The 23,297-nt window shown below is 40.8% G+C and carries 18 protein-coding genes and 3 pseudogenes; 9 read left to right on the top strand and 12 right to left on the bottom strand.

What is annotated here, in order from left to right; all coding sequences use genetic code 11:
• Positions 1-136: 136 nt before the first annotated feature.
• The 4 genes and pseudogenes from ACX6CI_RS09900 (at position 137) to ACX6CI_RS09885 (ending at position 4,318) form a co-directional block, all read left to right on the top strand.
• Positions 137-1,317 (top strand): annotated as a pseudogene (locus ACX6CI_RS09900) (IS3 family transposase).
• Positions 1,318-1,335: 18 nt separating this feature from the next.
• Positions 1,336-2,187: a S8 family peptidase gene (locus tag ACX6CI_RS09895; RefSeq protein ID WP_458777999.1), complete on the top strand. Its 852-nt coding sequence runs from the start codon at positions 1,336-1,338 to the stop codon at positions 2,185-2,187.
• 1,107 nt (positions 2,188-3,294) lie between these two features.
• Positions 3,295-3,762, top strand: coding sequence for a MarR family transcriptional regulator (locus ACX6CI_RS09890; protein WP_458777998.1), 468 nt, complete (start codon positions 3,295-3,297; stop codon positions 3,760-3,762).
• 88 nt (positions 3,763-3,850) lie between these two features.
• A complete protein-coding gene (locus ACX6CI_RS09885; protein WP_458777997.1) occupies positions 3,851-4,318 on the top strand; it encodes a DUF1643 domain-containing protein in 468 nt (155 codons plus the stop codon).
• A 1,033-nt stretch (positions 4,319-5,351) separates the two neighbouring features.
• Here the strand turns inward: ACX6CI_RS09885 and ACX6CI_RS09880 are convergent.
• Positions 5,352-6,461: an NAD(P)/FAD-dependent oxidoreductase gene (locus ACX6CI_RS09880; protein WP_458777996.1), complete on the bottom strand. Its 1,110-nt coding sequence runs from the start codon at positions 6,459-6,461 to the stop codon at positions 5,352-5,354.
• A complete protein-coding gene (locus ACX6CI_RS09875; protein WP_458777995.1) occupies positions 6,458-7,300 on the bottom strand; it encodes a rhodanese-like domain-containing protein in 843 nt (280 codons plus the stop codon). The genes ACX6CI_RS09880 and ACX6CI_RS09875 overlap by 4 nt, the downstream gene beginning before the upstream one ends.
• 444 nt (positions 7,301-7,744) lie before the next feature.
• Between ACX6CI_RS09875 and ACX6CI_RS09870 the strand changes: the two genes are divergently transcribed.
• Positions 7,745-8,584 carry a mechanosensitive ion channel family protein gene (locus tag ACX6CI_RS09870; RefSeq protein ID WP_458777994.1) on the top strand — a complete coding sequence of 280 codons (840 nt, stop codon included), beginning with the start codon at positions 7,745-7,747 and terminating at the stop codon, positions 8,582-8,584.
• A 92-nt stretch (positions 8,585-8,676) separates the two neighbouring features.
• Here ACX6CI_RS09870 and corA read toward each other — a convergent pair whose 3' ends face one another.
• The 6 genes and pseudogenes from corA to ACX6CI_RS09840 all read right to left on the bottom strand — a co-directional run.
• Positions 8,677-9,741: a magnesium/cobalt transporter CorA gene (gene corA / locus ACX6CI_RS09865; RefSeq protein WP_458777993.1), complete on the bottom strand. Its 1,065-nt coding sequence runs from the start codon at positions 9,739-9,741 to the stop codon at positions 8,677-8,679.
• Between the two features lie 84 nt (positions 9,742-9,825).
• Positions 9,826-10,899: a galactose-1-phosphate uridylyltransferase gene (locus ACX6CI_RS09860; RefSeq protein ID WP_458777992.1), complete on the bottom strand. Its 1,074-nt coding sequence runs from the start codon at positions 10,897-10,899 to the stop codon at positions 9,826-9,828.
• A 54-nt stretch (positions 10,900-10,953) separates the two neighbouring features.
• Positions 10,954-12,807, bottom strand: a complete 1,854-nt coding sequence (locus ACX6CI_RS09855) for a SulP family inorganic anion transporter (RefSeq protein WP_458777991.1) — start codon at positions 12,805-12,807, stop codon at positions 10,954-10,956.
• Between the two features lie 76 nt (positions 12,808-12,883).
• A pseudogene (locus ACX6CI_RS09850) lies at positions 12,884-13,057 on the bottom strand (GlgC family sugar phosphate nucleotidyltransferase); the annotation flags it as partial.
• 27 nt (positions 13,058-13,084) lie between these two features.
• Positions 13,085-13,633 (bottom strand): hypothetical protein, encoded by a 549-nt coding sequence (locus ACX6CI_RS09845; RefSeq protein ID WP_458778456.1) that lies wholly within the window; start codon positions 13,631-13,633, stop codon positions 13,085-13,087.
• 90 nt (positions 13,634-13,723) lie between these two features.
• Positions 13,724-14,012: pseudogene (locus tag ACX6CI_RS09840) on the bottom strand (amino acid permease); the annotation flags it as partial.
• Between the two features lie 274 nt (positions 14,013-14,286).
• Between ACX6CI_RS09840 and ACX6CI_RS09835 the strand changes: the two are divergent.
• From ACX6CI_RS09835 to ACX6CI_RS09820, 4 genes are all read left to right on the top strand, one after another.
• Positions 14,287-14,499: a hypothetical protein gene (locus tag ACX6CI_RS09835; protein WP_458777990.1), complete on the top strand. Its 213-nt coding sequence runs from the start codon at positions 14,287-14,289 to the stop codon at positions 14,497-14,499.
• Positions 14,500-14,552: 53 nt separating this feature from the next.
• Positions 14,553-15,338, top strand: a complete 786-nt coding sequence (locus tag ACX6CI_RS09830) for an EcsC family protein (protein ID WP_458777989.1) — start codon at positions 14,553-14,555, stop codon at positions 15,336-15,338.
• Positions 15,339-16,160: 822 nt separating this feature from the next.
• Positions 16,161-17,624, top strand: a complete 1,464-nt coding sequence (locus tag ACX6CI_RS09825; RefSeq protein WP_458777988.1) for a hypothetical protein — start codon at positions 16,161-16,163, stop codon at positions 17,622-17,624.
• Between the two features lie 3 nt (positions 17,625-17,627).
• A complete protein-coding gene (locus tag ACX6CI_RS09820) occupies positions 17,628-18,149 on the top strand; it encodes a hypothetical protein (RefSeq protein ID WP_458777987.1) in 522 nt (173 codons plus the stop codon).
• A 185-nt stretch (positions 18,150-18,334) separates the two neighbouring features.
• Here ACX6CI_RS09820 and ACX6CI_RS09815 read toward each other — a convergent pair whose 3' ends face one another.
• The 4 genes from ACX6CI_RS09815 to ACX6CI_RS09800 form a co-directional block, all read right to left on the bottom strand.
• Entirely contained in the window at positions 18,335-19,516 is a 1,182-nt protein-coding gene (locus ACX6CI_RS09815; protein ID WP_458777986.1) for a papain-like cysteine protease family protein, read from the bottom strand.
• Between the two features lie 1,338 nt (positions 19,517-20,854).
• On the bottom strand, positions 20,855-21,229 hold the full coding sequence (locus tag ACX6CI_RS09810) for a hypothetical protein (protein WP_458777985.1): 375 nt from the start codon (positions 21,227-21,229) through the stop codon (positions 20,855-20,857).
• Positions 21,230-21,540: 311 nt separating this feature from the next.
• Complete coding sequence (locus tag ACX6CI_RS09805; protein ID WP_458777984.1) at positions 21,541-21,747, bottom strand: hypothetical protein; 207 nt, start codon at positions 21,745-21,747, stop codon at positions 21,541-21,543.
• Positions 21,748-21,949: 202 nt separating this feature from the next.
• Positions 21,950-22,897 carry a radical SAM protein gene (locus ACX6CI_RS09800; RefSeq protein ID WP_458777983.1) on the bottom strand — a complete coding sequence of 316 codons (948 nt, stop codon included), beginning with the start codon at positions 22,895-22,897 and terminating at the stop codon, positions 21,950-21,952.
• Positions 22,898-23,297 lie beyond the last annotated feature (400 nt).

Here is a 23,297-nt window from a genome sequence, read left to right as displayed (position 1 = left end):
ACTAATTAGCTGGAGTGGCGCCTGGATCATATCGAAAGATGACTTCATTTCAGGATTCTTTAGGAGACTATGATCCTGCTATATAAGAGTGGACACATGGTTAAGCCAATATTAAGAGAATTGGTAGGAGGAAACCATGAGTGTTCAACGAAGAAAATACGATTCCGATTTTAAGAGAAATGCTGTTCGATTGACAGAAGATCCTGGTCGCACAGTAAAAGAAGTAGCAGCCAACCTCGGCATATCCAAAGACCTTCTTTATAATTGGCGCCGTGAATTGCGGTTAAAAGACGGACTCGCCTTTCCCGGCCATGGTAAAGAGGCTTTAATGGAGCAGGAAAAGAGAATCAAGGACCTTGAGAAAAAGCTTAAAGATGCTGAGATGGAGCGAGATATCTTAAAAAAAGCCGTGGCCATCTTCAGCAGGGTACCGAAATGACATATCTCTTCATCAAAGAGAACCGCTCATCATTTCCGGTAAAGAAGATGTGCCAGGTGTTACAAGTTTCTCAGAGCGGTTATTATCGTTGGTTGAAATCGCCACATTCTCCAAGGAAAGAAGAAAATTTAAGGATCAAAGAGCGAATAAAAGCAATCTTCGCTTCTCACAATGAGATGGTTGGCAGCTCTATTATTACTGCAGACCTTCGTGATGATCGGGAATTTTCCAAAGTGAGTCGGCCTCGTGTCGCACGTATGATGAAGGAAATGGATCTGAAATGCAAAACTACCAGAAAGTTTGTTGTTACAACTGATTCAAAACACAACAAACCAGTTGTACCGAACATTTTGAATCGTAATTTTGCTGTACATACTCCCAATGTTGCGTGGGTAAGTGACATCACCTACCTGAGGGTGGGAAAAAAATGGTATTACCTCACAGTTTTTATAGATCTCTTTTCCAGGGTTGTTGTTGGCTGGGATCTGAGTGACTCCCTGGAGCAAAGCTCAGCTATTCGTGCATTGAATAAAGCGATCATGCGACGAAGGCCAGAGAAAGGTTTGTTGGTTCATAGCGACAGAGGAGTACAATATGCCAGTAACGGTTTTCGATCTGTTCTGAAGAAGCACGAATTTGTGCAGAGCATGAGTCGCAAGGGAAATTGCTGGGACAATGCAGTGGCAGAATCTTTCTTCCATTCATTGAAAACGCAACTGACTCATCATGTTCGACTCCAGGACGCCCTGGAGGCAGAGCGAACTCTGTTCAACTATATCGAAGTTTATTTTAACCGCCGACGGAAGCATTCAACCAACGGGTATAAGGCTCCTGCTCTTTTTGAAGAAGAGTGGTGGTCTGAGAGGAAAGCGGCTTAACTGGGGCTCCACATTATTGTGGCAAGATCACATCCTGATTCAGGCTATATCGATCACAGGGAATTAGCACAAGATGAAGGGAGGGTACTAAATGAAAGACAGCTTGATCTCGTTGATAATGACAATGATGCTGCATACTCAAAAGCCACCCATGGATTAGCTACAGCGAGTGTAATCCTCGGCAATGAAACTGGACTTATAAAAGGAATAGCACCAAAAGCATCGTTAATTCCAATTCGAATTGCAAAAGTAAAGAAATTGGTGCCAGCGCCAGTATTGCTTGGTAGAGGGATGCGCTGCTTGAGGAAAGCTATTGAGCATGCTGAAAATGAAAGTGCAAACATTGTGTCCATCAGTCTTGGTGGAACTAAAAGTATTTCTCAGAGTAAGGCGTTAGAGAAGGCAATCAACAGAGCAGAAAAAGCAGGGAGTATTATTTTAGCAGCTGCAGGTAACAGAGTTCGTTTTGTAGTTTATCCTGCAAAATACAAGAATGTCATTGCGGTTGCTGCCAGCAATTACTCAAATTCGGAATGGAGTGGCAGCTGTCGCGGTAAAGAAGTTGACATAACAGCCCCAGGAGAGAACGTTTGGAAAGCAGATATCAATACACCTAATAAGGTGAAGCGATCAAGTGGGACAAGTTATGCGGTGGCTAATATCGCAGGTGTTGCAGCATTGTGGCTTGCTCATTGGGGGAAACAAAATCTAGTAGAAATTTTTGGAGGTAAAGCGAATTTGTCTGATGGGTTTGTCAGGATGTTGAAACATTCCGCGAATACTCATCACAAATTACCTAACGATGGATTCGGTGCAGGCATTGTACACGCAAAAAGTTTACTTGATCTTGATCCAAAAGATTTCAGTTGAACGAAGTTACAGTGCTGAAAATATTGTGGCTGATATTTTCAAATATGTGGGATAAATCCTACGCAATAAACACAGAAATGTATATTTGAAATGAAAGTTTCTGTCAAAATATCTGAGTTTTCATTTGTGACGTATAAGTAGATTTACATGACTTGTATGATCTGCTGCAAATACCCGCGCAAAAGGCTTACACGCTAATCGTTGCTTTCTCTTTAGTGCGTGATAAGTTGTCTGTTTTTTTCAAAAAACTATACTGGACTCGATCTCGTTAAAAAAATTAATCTGTAAACAATGGTGAGGAAATGACTTTTTAGCAGAGCTTAATCATAGACAATCTCAACCGAAAAGAGTTGTTAATTATAGATAGATAAGTTGGCAATGGAGGTAAGTCTGGAATGCTTCTGTTCTCGCTTTAAGGAGGAAAAATAATGGTCACTATATGTTTGAATTTCTTGAAGTTAAATTAGGAAATAATAAAGAATTAAAGAGTAAGTTTGTTGGTCAGATAGAGGGTTATTGGGAAATATAAAGTCTAATTTTACAGCTTTTAAAGATTGTTATGAGAAGAACTACTTTCAGAAAAAAGTTGAATTTATTTCCTGTCGGAGAGTAGTAAAGACTCATCCTTAATAATAAAACACCATATTGAGGAATCGCTCAGTATGATACTTTATTATTCAAATTTACTGCATCAAACGTGGCGAGCGACCGTTCAGTATGAAACTTTATTTCTAAAAGTGGATTTTGACGCTACCTGAAATCAGTTGGTTAGGTCAGTTTGAGTATGATACTTTATTACTTGTCTACAAATATTGTCGGATGACAATAAAGCATCATACTGAGTAAAGACTCATACTGAGCGGTTGCTCGGAGTGGGGCATTTTTACACACTAACTGAGAGCGTTTTATCAATCATCCCGCTTCTCCCCAGCAAATAGAAGGGAGACTGGAATATTGAATTCAACGGAGGTTGGGAGTTGGTACGCTGGCGGGACAAATAATAAAACGCTTTTAGTTGGGGCCTTGATATTGTCTCCCATGTGGAATCGTAATCCGCCCCAACCAAAACGCTCAACCTGATAAAACAGGTTAGCGAGCCTAAAAAAAATGATGAATATATTTGCTCCGATAGAGAAACTGATAAACGAACACGGCTCATCCACCATCCTTCGGGAGAGGATCGCTCTCGCTCAGGATCAATATACTGCTCTTGAAAAAAAGGTGAATTCGCTTGAACTTCAGATAGAGGATCTCAAATCCAAACTTGAAAACAAGGAAAACGAGATAGCAGAACTGACAGATAGTGGCCAGTGCACAGAGCGCATAGATAGAAAGCCTCCTGGGAGCGAGAGTTTTGATGAGAAAACCGAAAGCATTCTGTTGTTTCTTGCCGACAATAAAGATAGCCATATTAACACCATTTGCGATTCATTAAAGCAAACCAAAACCTCTGTAAATCATCGTTTAAGGGTCTTAGAAAACAAAAAACTCGCCCATTATTACTTTAGACATGAGACATGGAATGTTTCATCTGAAGGCCATGACTATTTATTTAAGCACAACCTTGTAATGTAAACTTCATTCCAACCATAAGTTTCAATGGCCGCAAACAACGCGTAAATGAACTTGGGCGTTACATTCTCAAATCAACATCAGAGTATATATGATTAAAGATGCGAAATTTTCGGATTGTAGAAAGTACAGATATGCTCTTTGGAGAATTTGGGATTCTGAAAAACCCTATGCAATGTTTATCTGTCTAAATCCTTCAACTGCCGATGAGACTGAAGATGATCCAACAATAAGAAGATGTATTAATTACGCCAAGCATTGGGGATATGGTGGACTTTGTATGGTAAATCTGTTTAGTTTTAGAGCAACCAAACCAACAGATATGAAAAATACTGATGATCCAATCGGTCCAGAAAATGATGCCTTCCTAATAAAGTTCGCAAAAAAGGCAGGAGTTATTGTTGGAGCATGGGGAAACCATGGTTCTTTTATGAACAGGTCAAGCGAAATCAAAAAACTAATCTCCAACATAAAATGCTTGAAGCAAAATGTTAGTGGTGAGCCTGTTCATCCTCTGTATCAGAAAAAGACAGCAACACCAATTGAAATGAGCATGTAACAAGAAAACCTAACTGTCGCTCAAAAACAAACAGAACATAAAAAATGTAACCACTAAATCAACTCAGACCACGGGCCTAGCTCCGAAACAGAATTCATAGGTATTTAAAATTTTTAATCGCCACAGTTCCAATACTCTTTTCCCGTGGCAGGTTATTTAAACGCTTCACACAGACTACGCTTCGCTAAGCTGGTGAGCGAGATCGTTGGGCGACAAATTGGTCAGGTGGTAGCTCGATATCCGTGTAAAAAATCTATGAAAAATATTGTAGGGAGTTAATCAGTGCGAATTAAACACAGATACTGCTGTTCCCTAATAAAACTTTTTACAATAGTCCTAATCACTGTTGTCTCTGCTAGCTGTGCTAAGTTCACTAAGTATGAGTATGAATCACACGTTTTCACCCTCGATAAAGATAATGAATTAGTCATCTCTACGTTTCCATCGTGTTTCCCAAAGACTAAGAGTCACATACCTTTCCTATATAAGAATTTACACGCTCCCCAATCGGTATATTTTCAATTTTTTATACGAACTACAGGCACCACAGCGGGCCGTAATCCGAATATTGAATCACTTCTTGTTCGAAACTTTTCCTATGAATTTCCAGGGCAAAAACCTGTGATATTGATCGAAGACTATTCAGGTGGGTTCTGGCAACAGGGCCAAACCGCATATAATTCGGAAAAGTTGGAACCAGTGCCGTGTGTTGATGGTTGGTATGTTCGAGTAAAATTTGATCTGATATTAAATGGTACAACCTTCAAAGGCGAGCAGGTTTTGTATGCGCAGGAAGTGTCGAAAGTGTACCCTCTTATTTCAGATGTCCTAAGATAGATTTTTTACGTATTACTATAGCCCCAAGTGGGGCACTTCAGCGGTTTAGTGATTACGCCCAACAAGGCGCTACAGTCTGACAAAGTGACCGGCGCGCGGCCACTTTGCCGCTGAGCTCGCCGTTAAATGAGACCGCTCCGCGCCCTCATTTAACGGGGCTTGCAATCAGCTGTCATTTAGCAGTCAACCCTGAGCATTACTCCTGAAAAGTTTGTATAAATTTTCTGTCGATATAGTTTTTAACTTCAAAAGCGAGTCTACCCGAAAAGGTAAAAGACCACTTCGATAACACACCCTGTTTATCTCCAAGATTATAGATTAAGAGGTAATCTCCACCGGGGCTAAATTTCTGTAAAGGCTGTTGAGCTAGTGCCGCCATGAGGTTGTTGTAAAGGACATGGTTTTGACGAACAGCGTAAACCCCGACTTTGTCTAAAGGTTGTTTCTCGAAGTAGATACAGTCACCGCCTCCAAAAATATTTGCATGGCTTGTGGACTGTAAAAATTCATTAACATTTAGCCCTCCGTCAGGCCCAACTGCTAATCCAGATCTGGAAAATATTTTTGACGGCCTGACACCTAAAGCTGGGAAGATGATGTCAGCCCTATGATTCGTGTTATTTTCCAGGGTGATTTGACCATCAACAACACTTTTGACGTAACCACTCTCAATTATTTCAATCCCTTTATTTTGTAGTATTTTGCGAGTTAACTTTTGCACTCTGGATGGCCTTCCTGACATAAATTTCCGGCCTCCAAAAAGTTGAATCTGAGGATGATAAAGCGACTCCTGTTTACAGAGTTGATGAATGTTTCCGGCTATCTCTATTGCTGCCGGGCCACTCCCAAGAACAGCTATGGAAACACCACTATTATGGGTAAGTTCTAAAATGGTTTCCTTGGCACGCTGCAGTTCCTCAATTGGCTTGGAAGTAAAGATACTGCTGCTTGTTCCCTGAACAACATCTTTTGGAACATAAGATCCCGCATTACATGAAAGCATATCATAGTACAACTCTTGCCTGGAGTTTTGAAGATATACAATCTGCTGCTCGGGGTCTATCCGATAAACTGTATCCTGTAGGAAGGTACCTCCTTTACTTTCGACAAGTTTTTGGGTTGCAAACCGAATGTCATCAGGGTGGTAGGTATTTCCAAGCATTCCTGGACCCATACCGCTATAATAGTGATATGGTGAAGGTTGAATTACCGTTACCTGATAACCTTTTTCGGTAAAGTTATCGATATTTTGGAGGGTGATCATGTGCGCATGACCTCCACCTATAAGAAGAAGATGTGGTTTCATGCCGATTCCGTTAGCTGATCTATATGTTGTCCAAGTTTTGTAATGTGGTTACGCTCTTCATCGGCAATCTTTAAAAGTGTCTTTTTTGTAGCTTCTAATCCACTGTTGTCAGCTGCACGCATATATAAATCAAGCGCCTGAACCTCAATAGCCATAGCGAGAGACAGTATTTCAACCTCACTTTCTTGATCAATATTGTATCGATTCAAATATTCTTGAGTAGTAAGGCCGCCCTCCATTGCAGGTTGCACTATCTTTTGGTTAAAATCCTCTAGAGTGGTCGATTCTCCGGTAATAGTCATGTAGATTTCTATGAGTTGCTTTTGGTGAAGTATTTCAATTTCAGCAAGCTGGGCAAAAAGTGTTTTTGCTTTTTCTGTTGTAACTTTAGACTGCATAGTAACGTAAAAATCTCTGAGTCCTACCTCCAGGCCAAAACCAGTGATAACTGCTTGTTCAGGAGTCGCCTCTGAAACAAAAAGAAACATTCCTGAATCTTCAGGACCAACAGCAACTTCTTTTTCCCAGGCCTTAATTCCTCCAGTGAGATTATAGACTTTCTCAAACCCTTTTCCAGCAAGCAGCTGCGCAGCAACCCGGCTGCGCCCACCAGTGGCGCAGTAGATAACAAGAGGTTTGGCCTTATTCAGTTCGTCTATCCTCTCTCCAAGATCTCCAACAGGTAATAATTTTGCCCCAGGGAGATGGCCATTTTGATATTCGTTTGGTTGGCGTACATCAAGGAAAACGACATCACCTTTCGGGTATTGCTCAAGGAGTTTGTGAGCTTCGACCCAATTAATTGAAGAGACAGGTGTGAAAAACTGTAACCATTTCATGGGTTTCTTCCTTGAATATTAAAAAGTGTAGAGAACAGGACAGGGCCTGACTGATTAGTTGATCATTATACCACGATATTTTAAAATATCTTCAATGATTAATATTCTCTCTGAATGTAAGACTCAGTTGATTTCCTAAAGGGTAGGTGAAATTGGTATGAATCCAGATTATGAGTATTACTGCAGTTAGTTACAGCAGAACCTTGCACAATATCCTTGATAGTTCAGGGTGTTGAATTCCGTAACTGTATAGAAATAGTGCAGTCGGTTCGTGTTAATACTATTTATCTGCTAAAGACTGCAACGGGGCAATGGTATACATCCTGCAAATATGTTTTTGATACATTTATGGCAGTATCAATGTTACCTCTTGATAAAAAAATCAGGACCCTGTTAGACTGAGAGGACAATTACTTATCTTCTCTATAAAAAATATACCTGAAAATGACTTTTTCCACGTATCATCCACCTGGAATCGACAGTGTTGCCGGAAAAATCATCTATATCCTGATTTTTGCAGCCTTTGCTCATCTGGCAATTCTTGCAATCCGACATCTCTCCACCAAAATTGTCAATTATAAAACGGGCCGAGTTTCTCCTAAAGCCAGATCAATTGCAAGTCTTGCGAACAGTTTCATTGTCTTTAGCATCTATTTCTGGGTGATAGGATTTATTCTTCAAACTCTCGGTGTCTCACTCACGGCCTATCTTGCAAGTGCCTCTGTCATCGGCCTGGCGGTTGGTTTCGGTTCTCAGGGCCTCGTACAGGATGTGGTTACCGGACTGACTCTGGTATTTTCAAATCTTATAGATATTGGTGATATGGTCGAGATAGGTGGACAAACTGGTATAATCAGGTCAATAGGCATGCGCTTTACCCTTCTTGAAAACAGCATGAAAGCCCAAGTCTATATTCCCAACAGAAGCATTACTAACGTTATCAATTATCCAAGAGGATATGTCAGGTGTCTGATTGACGTACCTATCTCTGGTAACAATCATTATCCTGAGTTAAGACCTCTGCTTGAAACATCTATGATCTCGTTTACCGATCGTTTTCCGGGGTTGTTTATCTATCCTCCGAGTATCGAAGAAGAGACAGGCTTCAGTGATATTCTGCTACGCATAAAATTTAGAATCTGGCCAGGTCGTGGTGCTCCCCTGGAAACCACCTTTAAGAGTGAACTGCTGCAACAACTTCGCAATGCAGGTCTGGAATATTTCGACTGGCAGATTAGTGTCCATTATGAGGTTGAGAAAAATAAAACAACTGCCGGAGAATAAATCCGGCAGTTGTGGAGCAAAAATCAAAAGGTATGTTTTGTACAGTGAGTTTTGTTTGCAGGCAATCTATTGAATTGTTTGGTAAAAATGCACTATAGCCAGCCTTTCTTTCTGAAAAAGCGCAACATCACAAAGACAACCAACAGCATAACCCCCCAAAATATAAAATAACTGTATTTAAAGTGCAGTTCAGGCAAATATTCAAAGTTTGTCCCGTAAATTCCTGCAATAAAAGTGAGTGGGATAAAGATGGCGGCGAAAATAGTGAGCACTTTCATTATTTCATTAAGCTTGTTACTCACCGTTGTGTTGTAAATATTGAGATGGTCGGAGAGCATTTCTCTATATGAATCAAGTGATTCAGTCGCCTGGGTGGCGATATCCTGAAGATCTTTGAGGAATGGAGTTGTCTGGGGCCTTAAAAATTCAGAGTCATTTTTGGCCAACTGTATTGTTAACTCACGGGCCGGACGTATGGCTTTTCGAAGATAATTCACCTCCCGTTTATAATTGGTGATCTGGCTGAGTAGTTCCTGACTGGGGTCATCTAAAATGAGATCTTCAATATCCTCAATTTTACTACCCATATTTTCAATAGCAATCATATAGTTATCTATGATTGTATCAAGAAGGGCATAGGCTAGGTAATCTGGCCCGTTGGCCCTGATTCGCCCTTTACCTTTAGTTATACGTAACCTTACCGGCGCGAAGATATCGATAGGCTTTTCCTGGAAAGATATAAGAAAATTTTCTCCCAAGATAATGGAAAGCTGATCTGAATTTACGATTTCTGCTTCCTGATCAAATCGCAACATTTTCAAGACCAGATAAATGTAATTTTCATCTTCTTCCATTTTCGGGCGTTGTCCTGTGTTGACGATATCCCCAAGAATGAGTGGATGTATACCAAAAATCTTACCTATTTCTGTAATCATCTCCACATCATGAAGCCCATATACACAGATCCAGGTGACGGTATCCGTATCAAGAAACCGTTTTACATCCTCTGGATTTTGGACATCGAGTTCTTCGAGTGAATTTTGATCGTAATCAAATATGCGGATGATCGATTTGTCAATTTTCTGGTTACCGACAAAAACAGGAGACCAGGGAGACAATCCAGCAGTTTGTTCACTGCTTTTCAAAAAACGCGCCATATATTCTCCATTGTTATTTGAGATAAAGTATTAAACATAACCAAAAATATTCGGTTCTTCATCCAATGATGAAGTCTGCATTTCTTATAATTCTACTGAACGTATCTTTTCAGCTGCTATTTCTGGGCTAACCGTATTAATTGCCAGACCTGATCCAAGTTCAAACCCATTGGGAACTGAAGTTCTTGGGCAAATCTCCAGGTGCCAATGAAAACTGGCTTGGCACTCCTGGTGTTGCAGATGAGCGGGGGCTGAATGGAGAAAATAGTTATACTGCACATCGCCAAGTATCGTTCGTAACCGCAACATTACCCGGCGTAAGACACGCGCCAGGTCAAAGCATTCAAGATCTGTTATTGTTCGGTAATCGTGGCTATGGCAGAGTGGCAGAATATGAAGTTCCCATGGATATCTGCTGGCAAAAGGTTTAATGGCCACAAAACTATCTCCTTTCTCAACAATATATCTACTAACCTCTATCCTGCGATTGAGTGGACCAGATAGTCGATCATAAACAGTGGTCTCATAGGTTAATGACTCATCCATCAGAGAACAAAAGATACACGATTTATGTTCCCGAAAATATCTCAGACTGCTGGTAATTTCCATTTCAACGTTAAAGGGAATCACCGGCATAGCAACTATCTGACTATGGGTGTGGGCAATGCTGCCTCCTGAGGCTGGGCCAAAATTTTTAAAAACCAACACATATTTATGGCTTTCATCTGAGTCATAGAGTCTTTTCATTCTGTCCCGATAGATGCCAAAAAGTGAGGCAATATGAGATAACTCCATTGAACAAACTTCTATACCGTGATTGGAATGATCTATAACGACCTCGTGTTGACCGTAGCCGTCAATGACATGATGGATACCCAGGTTAATGTCAGGCAGGCTATGTTCATCACCAAAGACAGGATAGAGGTTCCGGACTATCCTTATCTGCCAATGTTCTTCATCAGGAAGATTCAAGATAGCTGCAGGAGTAAGATGCTCATTGCCGCGACAAAACTGACATTCTGGTACAATCTCACGACGATCCATAAAAGAAGTTGTGAGTTTTTCAAGCGGTCTGTTGCCTCTTGCTGTTGCAATCAAAACCGACTCTGCTGGAATAATCGGATTGATACGAATTTCGCGTAATATTTCAGATGACATGATGTCCTCCTTTTACCTCTTTTAAAATCGACCTTCCGCTAAAAAAGAGTTCCTTCAGGTAGATAACTTGGGACTTTCTCTTAGTATATTATTTTCTTGGTGTATATTTTCGGTAAGGCTATCAATCGGAATCGTTGTGCACTCTATGAAAATTTTAGAAGTACAATCGTTGCATATAGATCTATCAAGGCGCGTAAATATTTCAGAAATAGCCTCCGCTTTCGAGAGGAAAATATTATCGGTACCAATATCGAGAAGATATTCTAAAAATTTAAAATGACTACAAATCCCTTCTTTCATGTCGTAGAAATAGAGATGTCCACCTGCCGCTTCTCTCTCTTTTACAAGCTGAAGTAGTAGTTCGGCACCTGCCATATCAATAAAGTTAATTCCGCTTCCAATGAGCAGAAGGTTTCTTTGTTCATGTTTTGCATGCATGAGCTGCTGCAGATTGGCTCTGACATGGTTGACTGCCCCAAAATAGAGTGAGCCGTCGATTCGGACGATTTTGAGTTGCGGGCATTCAGGCAGCATTGGGTCGGTGACAAAGGCCCTCGATTTCTGGCGGGAATCGGGTACCCGTACCAAGGTTTTAGGGTGGGATGTCCTGTTGAGGTAAATTGCCAGTGACAGCATAATACCAAGCATGATGGCAAACTGGAGTTCTAGAAACAGTGTCGCCAGGAAGGTTGAGCCCAGGATCACAGTCTCGGTTTTACTGGTCTTGACTATTTTCATGATGTGATGGGGATCAATCAATTTCCAGGCAACGAGAAACAAAATTGCAGCCATCGCGGAGTTTGGCAGATATGTCGCCAACGGAGCTATAAAGAGAACAGCTACGATCAGCAGAATACCAGCAAATATCGCAGCAAGAGGAGTTTTAGCACCTGACTCATAGTTCATACCGCTCCTGTTAAAAGAACCGGTGGCCACATATCCACTGAAAAAAGGACCAATGATATTAGAGAGCCCCTGGCCAATGAATTCTTGGTTACCATCAAGATTCTGGTCGGTTTTGTCTGCAAGAGATCTTGCTATTGATACAGCTTCAGTCAAGGCAAAGAGTGTCATTGCCAGAGCTGTGGGAGCCAGGAGCTTGATATTGCTCATCGTCAGATGAGGCATTGAAAGCGGAGGCAGTGTTGCCGGTAGGGAGCCGACTGTGGCAATAACTGCAGTTTCTCTACCCACAAAAGAAATGATGAACGCCGCGACAGCACTACCTACCAACATCGAGACAATCATATATGGCCAATTCGGGCGGTATTTTTTTACCAGTATTCCAGTAATAATTGTGAAAATGCCAACAGCAGTGGTGTATGGATTAATTTCTTTTATATGTATTGTGAAGTTATAGATCGAGTCTTGAAAATGAACAGCCCTTGGATAGATCAGTCCAAAAAAATGCTTTAACTGGCTGGCAATAATCAAAAAAGCAGCGCCAGCAGTAAATCCGACAATAACTGAATGTGATATAAAATTAACCAGAGAACCAAAACGAACCAGGCCCATACTCAGTTGAATCAATCCAACCATCAGGGTCAGGGTGAGGGCAAGCTGGACGTATTCCGGGCTCCCTGGAGTTGCATGCAGGCTTAAGGAAGAAAACAATACAATAGAAGCGGCAGTCGTTGGTCCTGAAACCAATAACCACGAAGAGCCAAACAGTGCAGCAATAATTGCAGGAATCATTCCCGTATAGAGACCGTATTCAGGAGGCATTCCAGCAATAGTAGCAAAAGCAACCCCCTGGGGGAGAGCTACAACAGCCCCCGTAAGTCCGGCAACCACGTCAGCTTGGACTGTTTTCCTGGTAACATGAGGCCACCAGAGTAAAAATGGCAATAATCGATATGTCCACTCGGTAGTTTTCCCAGATGGGCTGCTCACTGTTTTTCGTTCCATGTCTATCCCCTTTTAAAAAGGATTTTCATCTGAATTATATATTTTATTGTTATGAAGCACCGGACTATAAAAACTATTAAATTGAGTTAGCCAAATGAACAGTCGTCTGTTCTGGCGTTGACTCTCGGAATATTATTGAGTTTTCAATGACTGCGTTGTCTTCCACAAAGATATTGTGAAATAAAACAGAGTGGCGGACAAGGCCTCTTTTTATGACCACACTACATGTCAGTATTGAATCAATAATTGCCCCTTTCGATCCTGATCAGACGTCTCGCTAATACCTATCTTGTCTAACCCTGCCTCCTGCATCCCCCAAAGTATATCCGAAAATATCTCTTGGTTCGTGATCACGCAGATCAAAAGGCATAAGGGTTAATGCGGCATCAAACGAATAGCTGATGAGCTGTGACTTATTCGCTATATCAACGAGAACTGGCTCAGCATCTATGCGCGCCTCGGCAATGAGATTCACGAGATCTGCAAGGTTTTCCTCTGACTGTTTCGAATAGTTCACTGCAAGAACCCTGATTTTTGCGTCATGCCATTTCTCGTCACGTGTGGTGAGATAAGCAAGCAACAGCATCAGCCTGCTGGAGGCATTACCGCGCCACCAAACGTTGATACGCCTGTCTTCATTATGTTGATTATCCATTGCATCCCAGGATTCCTGGGAAGTGGAAAGAATAATAATATGACAACCAATTCTATGGCCATGCTGCAAGTATTGTCCATAGCGAAGTAGCCGATTTCTGTTGTCACTGTCAGGCTCATCGATCCAGTTCACGAGGATAGTGTTGGCTTGAAATAACCTTTGTGAAGACATCACTTCGATATTGTTTAACTCCCTGAGTGAATCCGGTAACAGCTGGAAAAAACACAGCAAAAATTATCCAGAACGATGCCGCACCTTCTGGGCACCACCATATTCAAACCCAAGGGTCCTTGATATCAGGTAATAATCGCCGCCGCCCTTAACTTTAAGATTAGTGGCAATGGCGGCAAGTGAGAAGGTTGTTAGAACAGAAATCACATTGGCCAGTGCGATTATGATGAGGGCATGCATTAAATCGGTGCTACCGACAACATAGCCGAGACGTAAAAAAAAGAATAATGCCGAGAATGGTCAGGATACTCGGAGTAAATACTCCGGAAAAAGTTCCAAGTGTCCCTCGATTTTCAGGTGATTTTATCCGATTTTGCATAGGGGCGAGCTTCACGCAGAGCAAGCATTGTGCTCCCGTGCCATTTGTAATTTTTTGCTACTCAATACACTTCGCCTAAGAATCCAGTCTAAAGTTTATCCTTTCTAGAGAGAACCTTCTAGTAAAGCTATAATACGTTATTGTGCATGCAGCCGTAATTTTTATGTCAGGTACCAAAATTTTATAAAGTACTTCAATTTGAGTTTGGCTATTCTTCATGTTTCCTTAATCTGTGACTCGACAATATGGACAAAGTGGTGCTTTAAGGACCGGCGTGCAAGCTGCACTGTTCGTCCTTATTGTTACCTTGAATGGAGATGGACAGAATGACCCAGAGGATATTGAAGCATACCTTTTCTGTTTTACAGAAGGTGGTATAGCTCACAGGAATCTTCTCGCAAATGGTCACCGAATAAACAGGAATGATACTGGTTGGGGACGTTTGGCTTCGCGTATTGCTAACTGGGGCGAGAGTCATGCACAATGACGAAATTCTCGACTGTGGATGTGGCATAATGGGGATTAATCAAGGAGTTTCATATGACATCAAGTTTCCCAAATCAAGATAGAAGAGAACTTCAGGTTGCAAAAAAACTTTTAGAAAATCCTGGTATTGCCTCTAAAATAACGAGTTTTATAGGGACTCCAATTGAAAAAGGTTTGGGGTTATTACCAGATAATTGGAATAAGAGCATAGGCGACGTAACCCAGACTGCTCTGCTTAAGGCTTCAGAAGCCGCAATATTCACAATGAAAGATATTCCTGGTGAAGCGTCGTCTAACATTTGGCACAAATTAGGTGCGGCTGTTAGCGGTGGTGTTGGTGGATTTTTCGGGATTTCTGCAATAGCCATAGAACTGCCAATATCAACGTCAATAATGCTGCGTTCAATAGCTGATGTTGCAAGGAGCGAAGGTGAATCCATCTCAACTATTGAGACTAAGCTGGCATGCCTTGAGGTTTTCGCCCTTGGCGGAAACAGTCAGTTGGATGACGGAGCCGAAAGTGGCTATTACGCGGTTCGTGCAACACTTTCAAAATCACTCGCTGATGCTTCAGAGTTTCTTGTAAGTAAAACCTTAACCGACGAAGGTGCGCCGGTATTAATCAGGTTAATATCTCTGATTGCGAAACGCTTTAGTATTCAAGTCACAGAAAAGGCAGCCGCTCAATCTATACCTGCAATTGGTGCTGCTGGAGGAGCGATAATTAACACTATATTTATGGATCATTTTCAAGATATGGCAAGGGGACACTTCATAATGCGAAAGCTTGAAAAAAAGCATGGCAAAGAGGTCGTCAAACGATTGTATACTGAATTGTAGATGTAGCTATTACGGTTAATACGCCGTGTTTTGCAGGATTCCTCCCTGAGCATTTAGGCATCATCTTGAAGAAAATTTGTTTGAACTAATCAGTCAAAATCGATAAGAGATACCTGTACTTGTAAGTTGAGTAAATGAAAGCCTTGTTCTTGAAAGTATATCTACCCAAATAGGTGGCTGCGAGTTTGAAACAGACGTTGATAAGAAAGTAGTATCGTGCATCGGGTTTGCTCAAAATGGAGCAACTTTGCATAGAGGCATGCTTCAAGAGATACAGGAAACATGTAAACTTTGGCCAATTGCTCAGCACCTTAAGGCTTATCGTGGCAATTATTGGTTAAGGCAGCACCACTTTTGTAACAAAAACTTTGATTTGAGAGCGATAACCTAGCATTTATCTGAGCTCTGTCAAAACACAACACCTCCCCCTGTAGGTATTGATACCTATGTGAAAAACTAGTATCAATACCCTCTTTACAGTACCACAATGTATCAGTAGGGTGTGCTGTCAAGAGGCTATCAGTATGGTCGTTCCTCAAGTAGCTTTTTAGAATATGAGACTGTTAGAAGCTACTTTTCTGGCGTAACTAACGGCTTTACGCCTCTTGACCTACATCTACAAAATGTAATTAGGGTTTTTGTTGAATAAAGAGAAAAGGTTACTTTTAGATGGGGCAACGTTTAAAGGAATTATTTATCTCTCGTTTGTCATCTTATCAAGATGACATCAAGACATCCTAGGCCCATCCTGCTTTGTTTAGTTCTTTTTCGACAAATTATTTTGATCATCTTTTATTTCTGAATAATTAAAGGAGAACACAAATGTCATCAATTCAAGAAGTAGATGTTTTAAAAAATTGGACACTATCGATAGACCACTTTTATTCTATTATCAAAAATGCTCTTGGTGAAATATCGAGTGGTGGAAAATACCAAATTCAAGCTACATCCATCCCGCTTGACATTAATGCAGAGGATTACGAGTGGTTTTCTCGCGGTCACTTAAACCTCGCTTTTAATGTAGCTTTAGAACCAAAACCTGTAACGGACACCTTGAGTGGAGGTCTTCAGATAGGGACAAAACTCTCGGATGAATATAGAGGTTTACTTTCAAAAGCACTAAAATTAGTGGAAATTGAGGAGCTTGATGAAGATGATCTTGAGGAACTTGACAAACTAGAAGTAGAGATTGAAAATCTCTCTGAGAAAGAATATCGCATTTCCACACGGCTATTGAAGAAGTGGATCGCCCACTGTGATGCCACTGGGACAGACAGAGCCAACATAACATTACAAACACATTGGCTCCAGGGGCAAGCAGACAGCTACACTTTAAAGCAATTGCGAGAGGACCAAACTTTAAAAGTTGCATTACAAATAGCTATACGTGATAGGCAATACGAAAACCCAGACCACAAAGCGCTACTTGATGCATATAAAAAAGCAGTGAGTCCAGCCTCTACTATGCGTTATCCTCGATTTGAGGATAACACTTATCCTCCAGAAGAGAGTGCTAAATTTAATGTTACCTATTTTGCTAGTCTACCGGCTCATGATTCAAATCTCTTTATTAACACATACATGATGTTACCTACTGTAGCAGTTAAGACTATCACAGACTCCACCTTAGGTAGCCTGAGTTCAGATATAACGAAGGAAAGCGAAGCAAGTTCAAAAATAACAACAGATTGGAATTACTCTGGTAGAGTATCATATGGCCCATTTAAGTTGAGAAGTCGAGCTGAATCGAGCACAACCATAGAAGATGAGTTCAAGACTACGACAAAAATGACTATCAGCGTTAAATCTCTAATGGCCATACCTTTCGAGGCAGGTACCTGGTACACCCCAAACATTTTCAAGAATCCCATCATATTAAGAAATCTTAGAATGTTTGATCGATGGCTTGGGGATGAAGGCACTCTTCATATCGTTCCCACCCATCTGATTGTATGTCGCGGATTTAAAGTGACCTTCAATAACACTCAAAAATGGGAATATGATTACAAAAAAGATTTTAGCGCAGGAGGCTCCGCAGCAGGATCAATATATGGCATTAACTTTGGTGGAAGTGGAGGGTACACTAGAAACGAAGAACGCCAGAAGGTGGAAACACGTGGTCATGATCTGATTCTTGACGATGGTGAGGAAAATATTCGTATTCTTGGTTATCATACGGTCACAAACAAGGCTCTAGATGACGATTGGGATACTATACATGATGCTTTTGTGAAAGCTGACGAGCTTGCCCAAACTCACGCTAGAAATTCAGGTGTGGAGCTATAGATTATGCTTAAAAATATGTCTATAATTACTTTATTTCTGGTATTTATTTGTTCTGGGTGTGATTTAACAAGACCTCACGTAATCAACTTGTATCTCCCTGGAAACGATGATTCTAATAGGACCAACGAAAAAATTGTTGAACTTCCTGTTTGTTATCTTGAAAATTGTGAGGACAATGGAAATGGGAATTGTTCCGAACTTGCTTTTCAGTCTGTTTCGGAATCTACTGCATCAGCGTGGCAACTTTTTGCGTCAAAACCAAATATGATTTTCGCTGTAGGGCAGCAAGATTTTTATGTGCAAGTTGAGCGTGCTTCTGATATGCAGGAGGTGGCTTCCAAATGGTCTGAAATTGGTTGTGTCCCTAATAAAGGTGTTGCAAGAACTAACGCTCGGTATCGTGAGTGCGTTAGGCATATGCCTGAATGGGTTAGTGTTGCCAATTCTGAAGAGAATACAATTTTAGACCTTAATAGATACTCAGACTATAGGCGTATATGTTTGAGGATGACAAAATATGATTAAATCAAAGTGAAATTTGTCATTCTTAATTTATTGATACTGTTTCACTTTATTTGGTCTCGTCTCAAATAAAAATCAAGTAGGTTAGCTACTGACAAAGGCAACCTGCTTGATGATTAGAGGTATATATCTACAAAACTGGGGGGGGATTCTCATCTCATATTTTCATCGAAGAAAAAATATATGATTCAGGACGGTTTACAATAAAAGGTATGGGTCCAGATACCACCACTGTTGTATGACTTTGGAAAAAGGTTATATAAGATGCTGGTTGTTCCAAATATAGAATCTTGTACTATTATACTGTTTCCATCATAGCCCGTGATCGCCATAAAATGTGCACCACCACCATTCCAAGCTATTCGTGCACAGACCGGCCTATGGTTCTCAATCTGCTGAATTATATCATCCAAAGTAGCTGTATCTTCTGTGCTGTAATCAAACGATTTTGCGTAAGTAAGAGACCTGTCAAGATATCCATATACATCACAATGGCTTGGTTTTTTACAACAATCTTCATTGAAAAGACAATTGGTCGCGGTATCACACTGAGACCATTCACCTGTTTCAAAAAGTAACCCGACAGATGTCCCTACTGCTGCCCAACACCAATTTGATTGTTGTTGATGTTGCATGAATTCTGGTAATCTAGACCGAGTTTCAAGTTTTTTATCAGGGGACATCGGCTCCACTACATCCAAATCTAAAGGAGTGAGATTAAATATAGTTGGTATTGCATTGGCGTAACCAACTGCAGAGATGTCTCTACCGGAACCACCTGAAGGACCGGGAGCTGCATTAATCTTAGCTAATGTTTCTAATGCTTCATCCTTAATTTCAGAATCAAATTTAGCAAATGATATAGGTTTAAATGGTTTAAGTGATATTGAACTTGGAGGTATTGGAATCACAAGATCCTTACTCTCGTTGTTTGAACTATGTAACCATAATCCAGAAAAAGGGATACTGGGAATAAGAAGCAGCCTTGGTTCAAAGGATTGTGTTTGTGTTTCTGGTAACTTTTCAGCGATTACAAGTGCGTCGAGGATACCCGACGTAGTAGGACCATATAAAGTAGCGGACACATCTGTGCCAGGTGCGCCACCTAATTGAACCTCAGTTATTGCATTATTACCATCAAAAACATGGTAGCGCCATTCCCCTTTTTTAGTGACACTACTCAAAGGACTTACGTGTAAATCTCTCAAATCAACACTCCATATCTGAATAGGATCACTTGCATGTAATGCTTGTTTACCCATTAGATTACAAAGGCCACTGTCGGATACGATGCTTCGCGATTGTGATAAATGCGATTTTATAAGAATTAAACCATCAGTTGGTGCCTTTTGTGAAAATATTATAGGCATATTTTCCTCTTACTTTTTCTTTGTGTTTATTAGTTGTTTAATTTTGGCAGCCATATTTTTTTTAATAAAAGTGATTAGGTCTTTTTCGTTTACGTTCCTTGACTAGGATTAAGATGTATTAAGAATAATATAAGAAGTATGATAGAAATAGCTAGTGAACCTATCCATTTGTAGCAGAAGGGAATACAGAAAATAATCCCCATTTATAGATAGAAAACATACTACCTAAATCCTGCAGTTTGTAGTTAAAGGTAAATCCGACCGCCAGCACGTGCTACATGGTCGCACGTATTGACTCCGTAGCAGAAAACGACTCGTGTTTTTCAGTTCCTGATAATTAAAATCAAGACAATTTTCAGTGCTGACGCAAAAAGTAGACTTGCATTCGCGCACTTTACCATAGGCAAGGTGGACGTTCTCTATTGTGCTGTTAACTTCTCTTTTTGTGTCGGGTAGGTTAAGGTTAAGTCAGGGTTCCCCGACACCACCCCAGGCATCCCCTTTGTTGGCTATAGAGCATGCATTCAGGGACAGTCGGCTTCCACTGACGACTTCCAGTGGTAAATTTAGCCGCCATTCGAACAAGAAATGTTCGAGTGGTATCAGGTTCCCAACGGCGCAAGGTTTTATCTCCGCTCAATAAGGCCATCCAGCGAACTGTATTGTACGCCAATGTTGTACTCTGAAACAATGCACTGTTGGCCCAGAAACCCTGACTCTTAATGTGTGCCAAGGCTGTCTGATTTTGGGCCTCTAGATATTATGGGTGTATAACATCAGGCAGATTGAAGACAAGTATAATAAATCAGTCGATATATTATATAAATCTAGAAAGCCAGATTGATAATCTAGTCGAAAAAATACTGATCGAGGAAGTATCATATAAGATATTTTAATTCCTATACATTTCCTTAACAATCTCTCATTACTCAATTTTCTCAAACCAGAATCTTATTACTGTACCCTGAAAATTCGACCTTTCTCAAAACCTAACATCAAACAAGCAGCCTGATATCAGAACTTAGTCCATGAGAGGTTATGGATGCGCATATTGCCGCGGTGGCAGAGGCTCGTATTGGCAATGTTAACCATTTAAGCAAACCCGCAACTTTAGACTATTCCTGTACATCGAAAGCAGGTTATACGCAGAAAACCTACTGTTGGATTGTCAGGCAGTTTGCACGATAGTAACTGAATATGTAGCAATCCAGCTTGGCAGAGAGTCAACATTTTTCCCTTCATCATAGCCACTATACTGTCTTGTAACGCTTAATGTTTGTACGTTAAATAATGTTATCTGATTTTATCTTTGGGTGCAATAAATGGTTATGGCGCGTACTAGGCATCGCTCGGATCTGCTTGTTCGGTGTTCCAGTTTCTTATCACCAAAGCTCCTATACCCAAGCCCGTGTGGTTCGCCATTGCAGTATGCTTCTCCGGAGACAACATAGGGTCACACGGCTCACCCACTGTAATCTTGATGCGTGTTCCCTCAAGCATGTTGGGGCAATCGTCTAACCACAGCCAGGCGGTCGCTGTTGATGACGCCTCGGGAAAATCGTTTACCTCAGGGATGATCAACATACCTGGGATGTGCCGCTTGTTTTTGCTATGAACAATGGTCACATCGAATCCGACACCGACGATGCATCTGAAGTCGCTGAACGCAATCTCCAGAGCCACGTTATAATCTGGGGGTGAGTAGGTTGTCATTCCAGTTTATCCTCCATTGAGTTACAGATCTGTTTGTCTTGAAAATATCATAATTCCAGCACAATAGTGCAAAGGCGATCTTTTTCATCAGCACAATTAGAGTCAATATCTCTGCACTCAATCTTTCAAGCTCCAGAGGGGATAGTTTGAAACTGAAATTGGGCTCAAGGCAGAGACCTTATCTTACACTTTTGCTGACAAAGGTGATTTCAGTTTACGTGCATGAAAATTGAGTGCTGGAAAACTTACTGATATCGCACCATTTCCATGGTACTTGTTCAGCGATACTAATAGTTTACCTGTTTGCCGGGTTAAAGTACTTTTCTAATTGCGGCGTTTCTTTGCATCATTTCATCTTCAGATAAATCAGTCCAGGCTGTATCAAAAAAGACATCAAATGATTCAGGATTTTCTTCAAGTAAAAGATCTAGCCAGGACATTGCATTAAAATCTTCATCCACACTCTGTTCTTCCGCAACCCTTGCGGCCTCTCTTACTTGTTCTTGCAATGTTGCCATTCCATTCTCCTCGTTTTTCTTATTCAAAATGGGTGAGAAGAGATCTTCGATCAATTCAACTCAGTCCATGTGTATTTAGCATTGACCATAGACTATCTATAAATACAGCAGACTATGATTCAATGCTTCCCATTTTAACCTATACCGTTAAATGACAACATATAAGGGGAAATGATCTGGGATATCTGGTTTATCGGCCTGATCACTCAGTGAATTTATTTCTGGATTGATAAAAGATTCCTCTATCCCCACGGACAGACTCAATATCTCCAGCTTCTTCGAGTGCCCCAAGATATTTATTAATTTCATTAATATGGGTGCCCAGGAAGGTGGCCAGATCTTCCAAGGTGCAGGGGCGTCTGGTAATGGTTTCCCGAATAGCTGATTCCATATCTCCCTGATAGGAGCTAACTGCCTTTCGTTGGGGAGCTGAAGCAATAATTTCTGTTTTAATTGGTTGAAGAAATTCTGCTATTTTTTGAAGGTCCTGTAGACTTGCTGTACTGATGTCAGCTACGACTCCAGGCCGGTCAAGAGTATTCAGTTGTACAAGGTCAGGATTGATTCTTTGTATAGCCTTTTTCATCAATGCTATTTCTTCCTGACTATCATTGCACCCTGGTAATATAAAGATTTCAAGGTTAAATATTCCCGTAAATTCTGAGCGAAAAAGTGCAAGACCATTAATATAGCTTTCTATGTCAATGGAGTCATGGGGGCGATTGAGAGTGTGTAACGCAGCAATGGATGCTCCATCAAGGGATGGCATGACCAGATCGGCACCTAATAGATCTTTTCTTACGTCTTCAAGCCCTAAAAGAGTACCGTTGGTTAAGACAGCTATGGATATGTGTGGTTTTTTTTGCTTGATGAAGTCCAGGACTTCTCCAATTTTTATATTGAGGGTCGGTTCTCCTGATCCTGAAAAAGTTATATAGTCCGGATCAGGGTTATTCTTAAAGTAGTTTTCAAGTTCCTTGAGTACCTGGTCAACTGGAACATATTCCTTTCTCTCCATTGTCAGGTTGGTTGTTTCACCGCATTCACAATATATACAATCAAGAGTACAGGTTTTATGGGGAACAAGGTCAACGCCTAACGAAATCCCCAGACGTCTGGAGGGAACCGGTCCGAAAAGATATTTATACATGTACATTCCTTATAAGCTTAAAAACAGTTTTACATTTTAACAAATGGTAGGTATTACCGTTTCAGGAAAATACCATATTTTATCCGGCTCTATTCCAAAAAATGGAAACAATCAATAGTATAGTTTGCCAATGTATATTTTGGGTATCACACACTGTGGCATAATACCTGTATCCTCATTGTTGTGTAGTTGGACAATGTTGTAAATCCTGACTAATCCGTTGTCAAAGGCGTTGATTTGTTTCCATATTTCTAGTGGATTTCCTCCATCTTCTTGATCAATATTATGGACATCAAATCACTTGATATTGCACTGCTACATTGCATGTGCTAACCTTTGCAGTCTGCTCACTGGAGACCTTATCTTTTTAGAAGTCGGTAGCAGGAAACTACCGAGGCAC

Source organism: Desulforhopalus glucosivorans, assembly GCF_054397165.1.
This window is presented reverse-complemented; position numbering and strand designations above follow the sequence as displayed.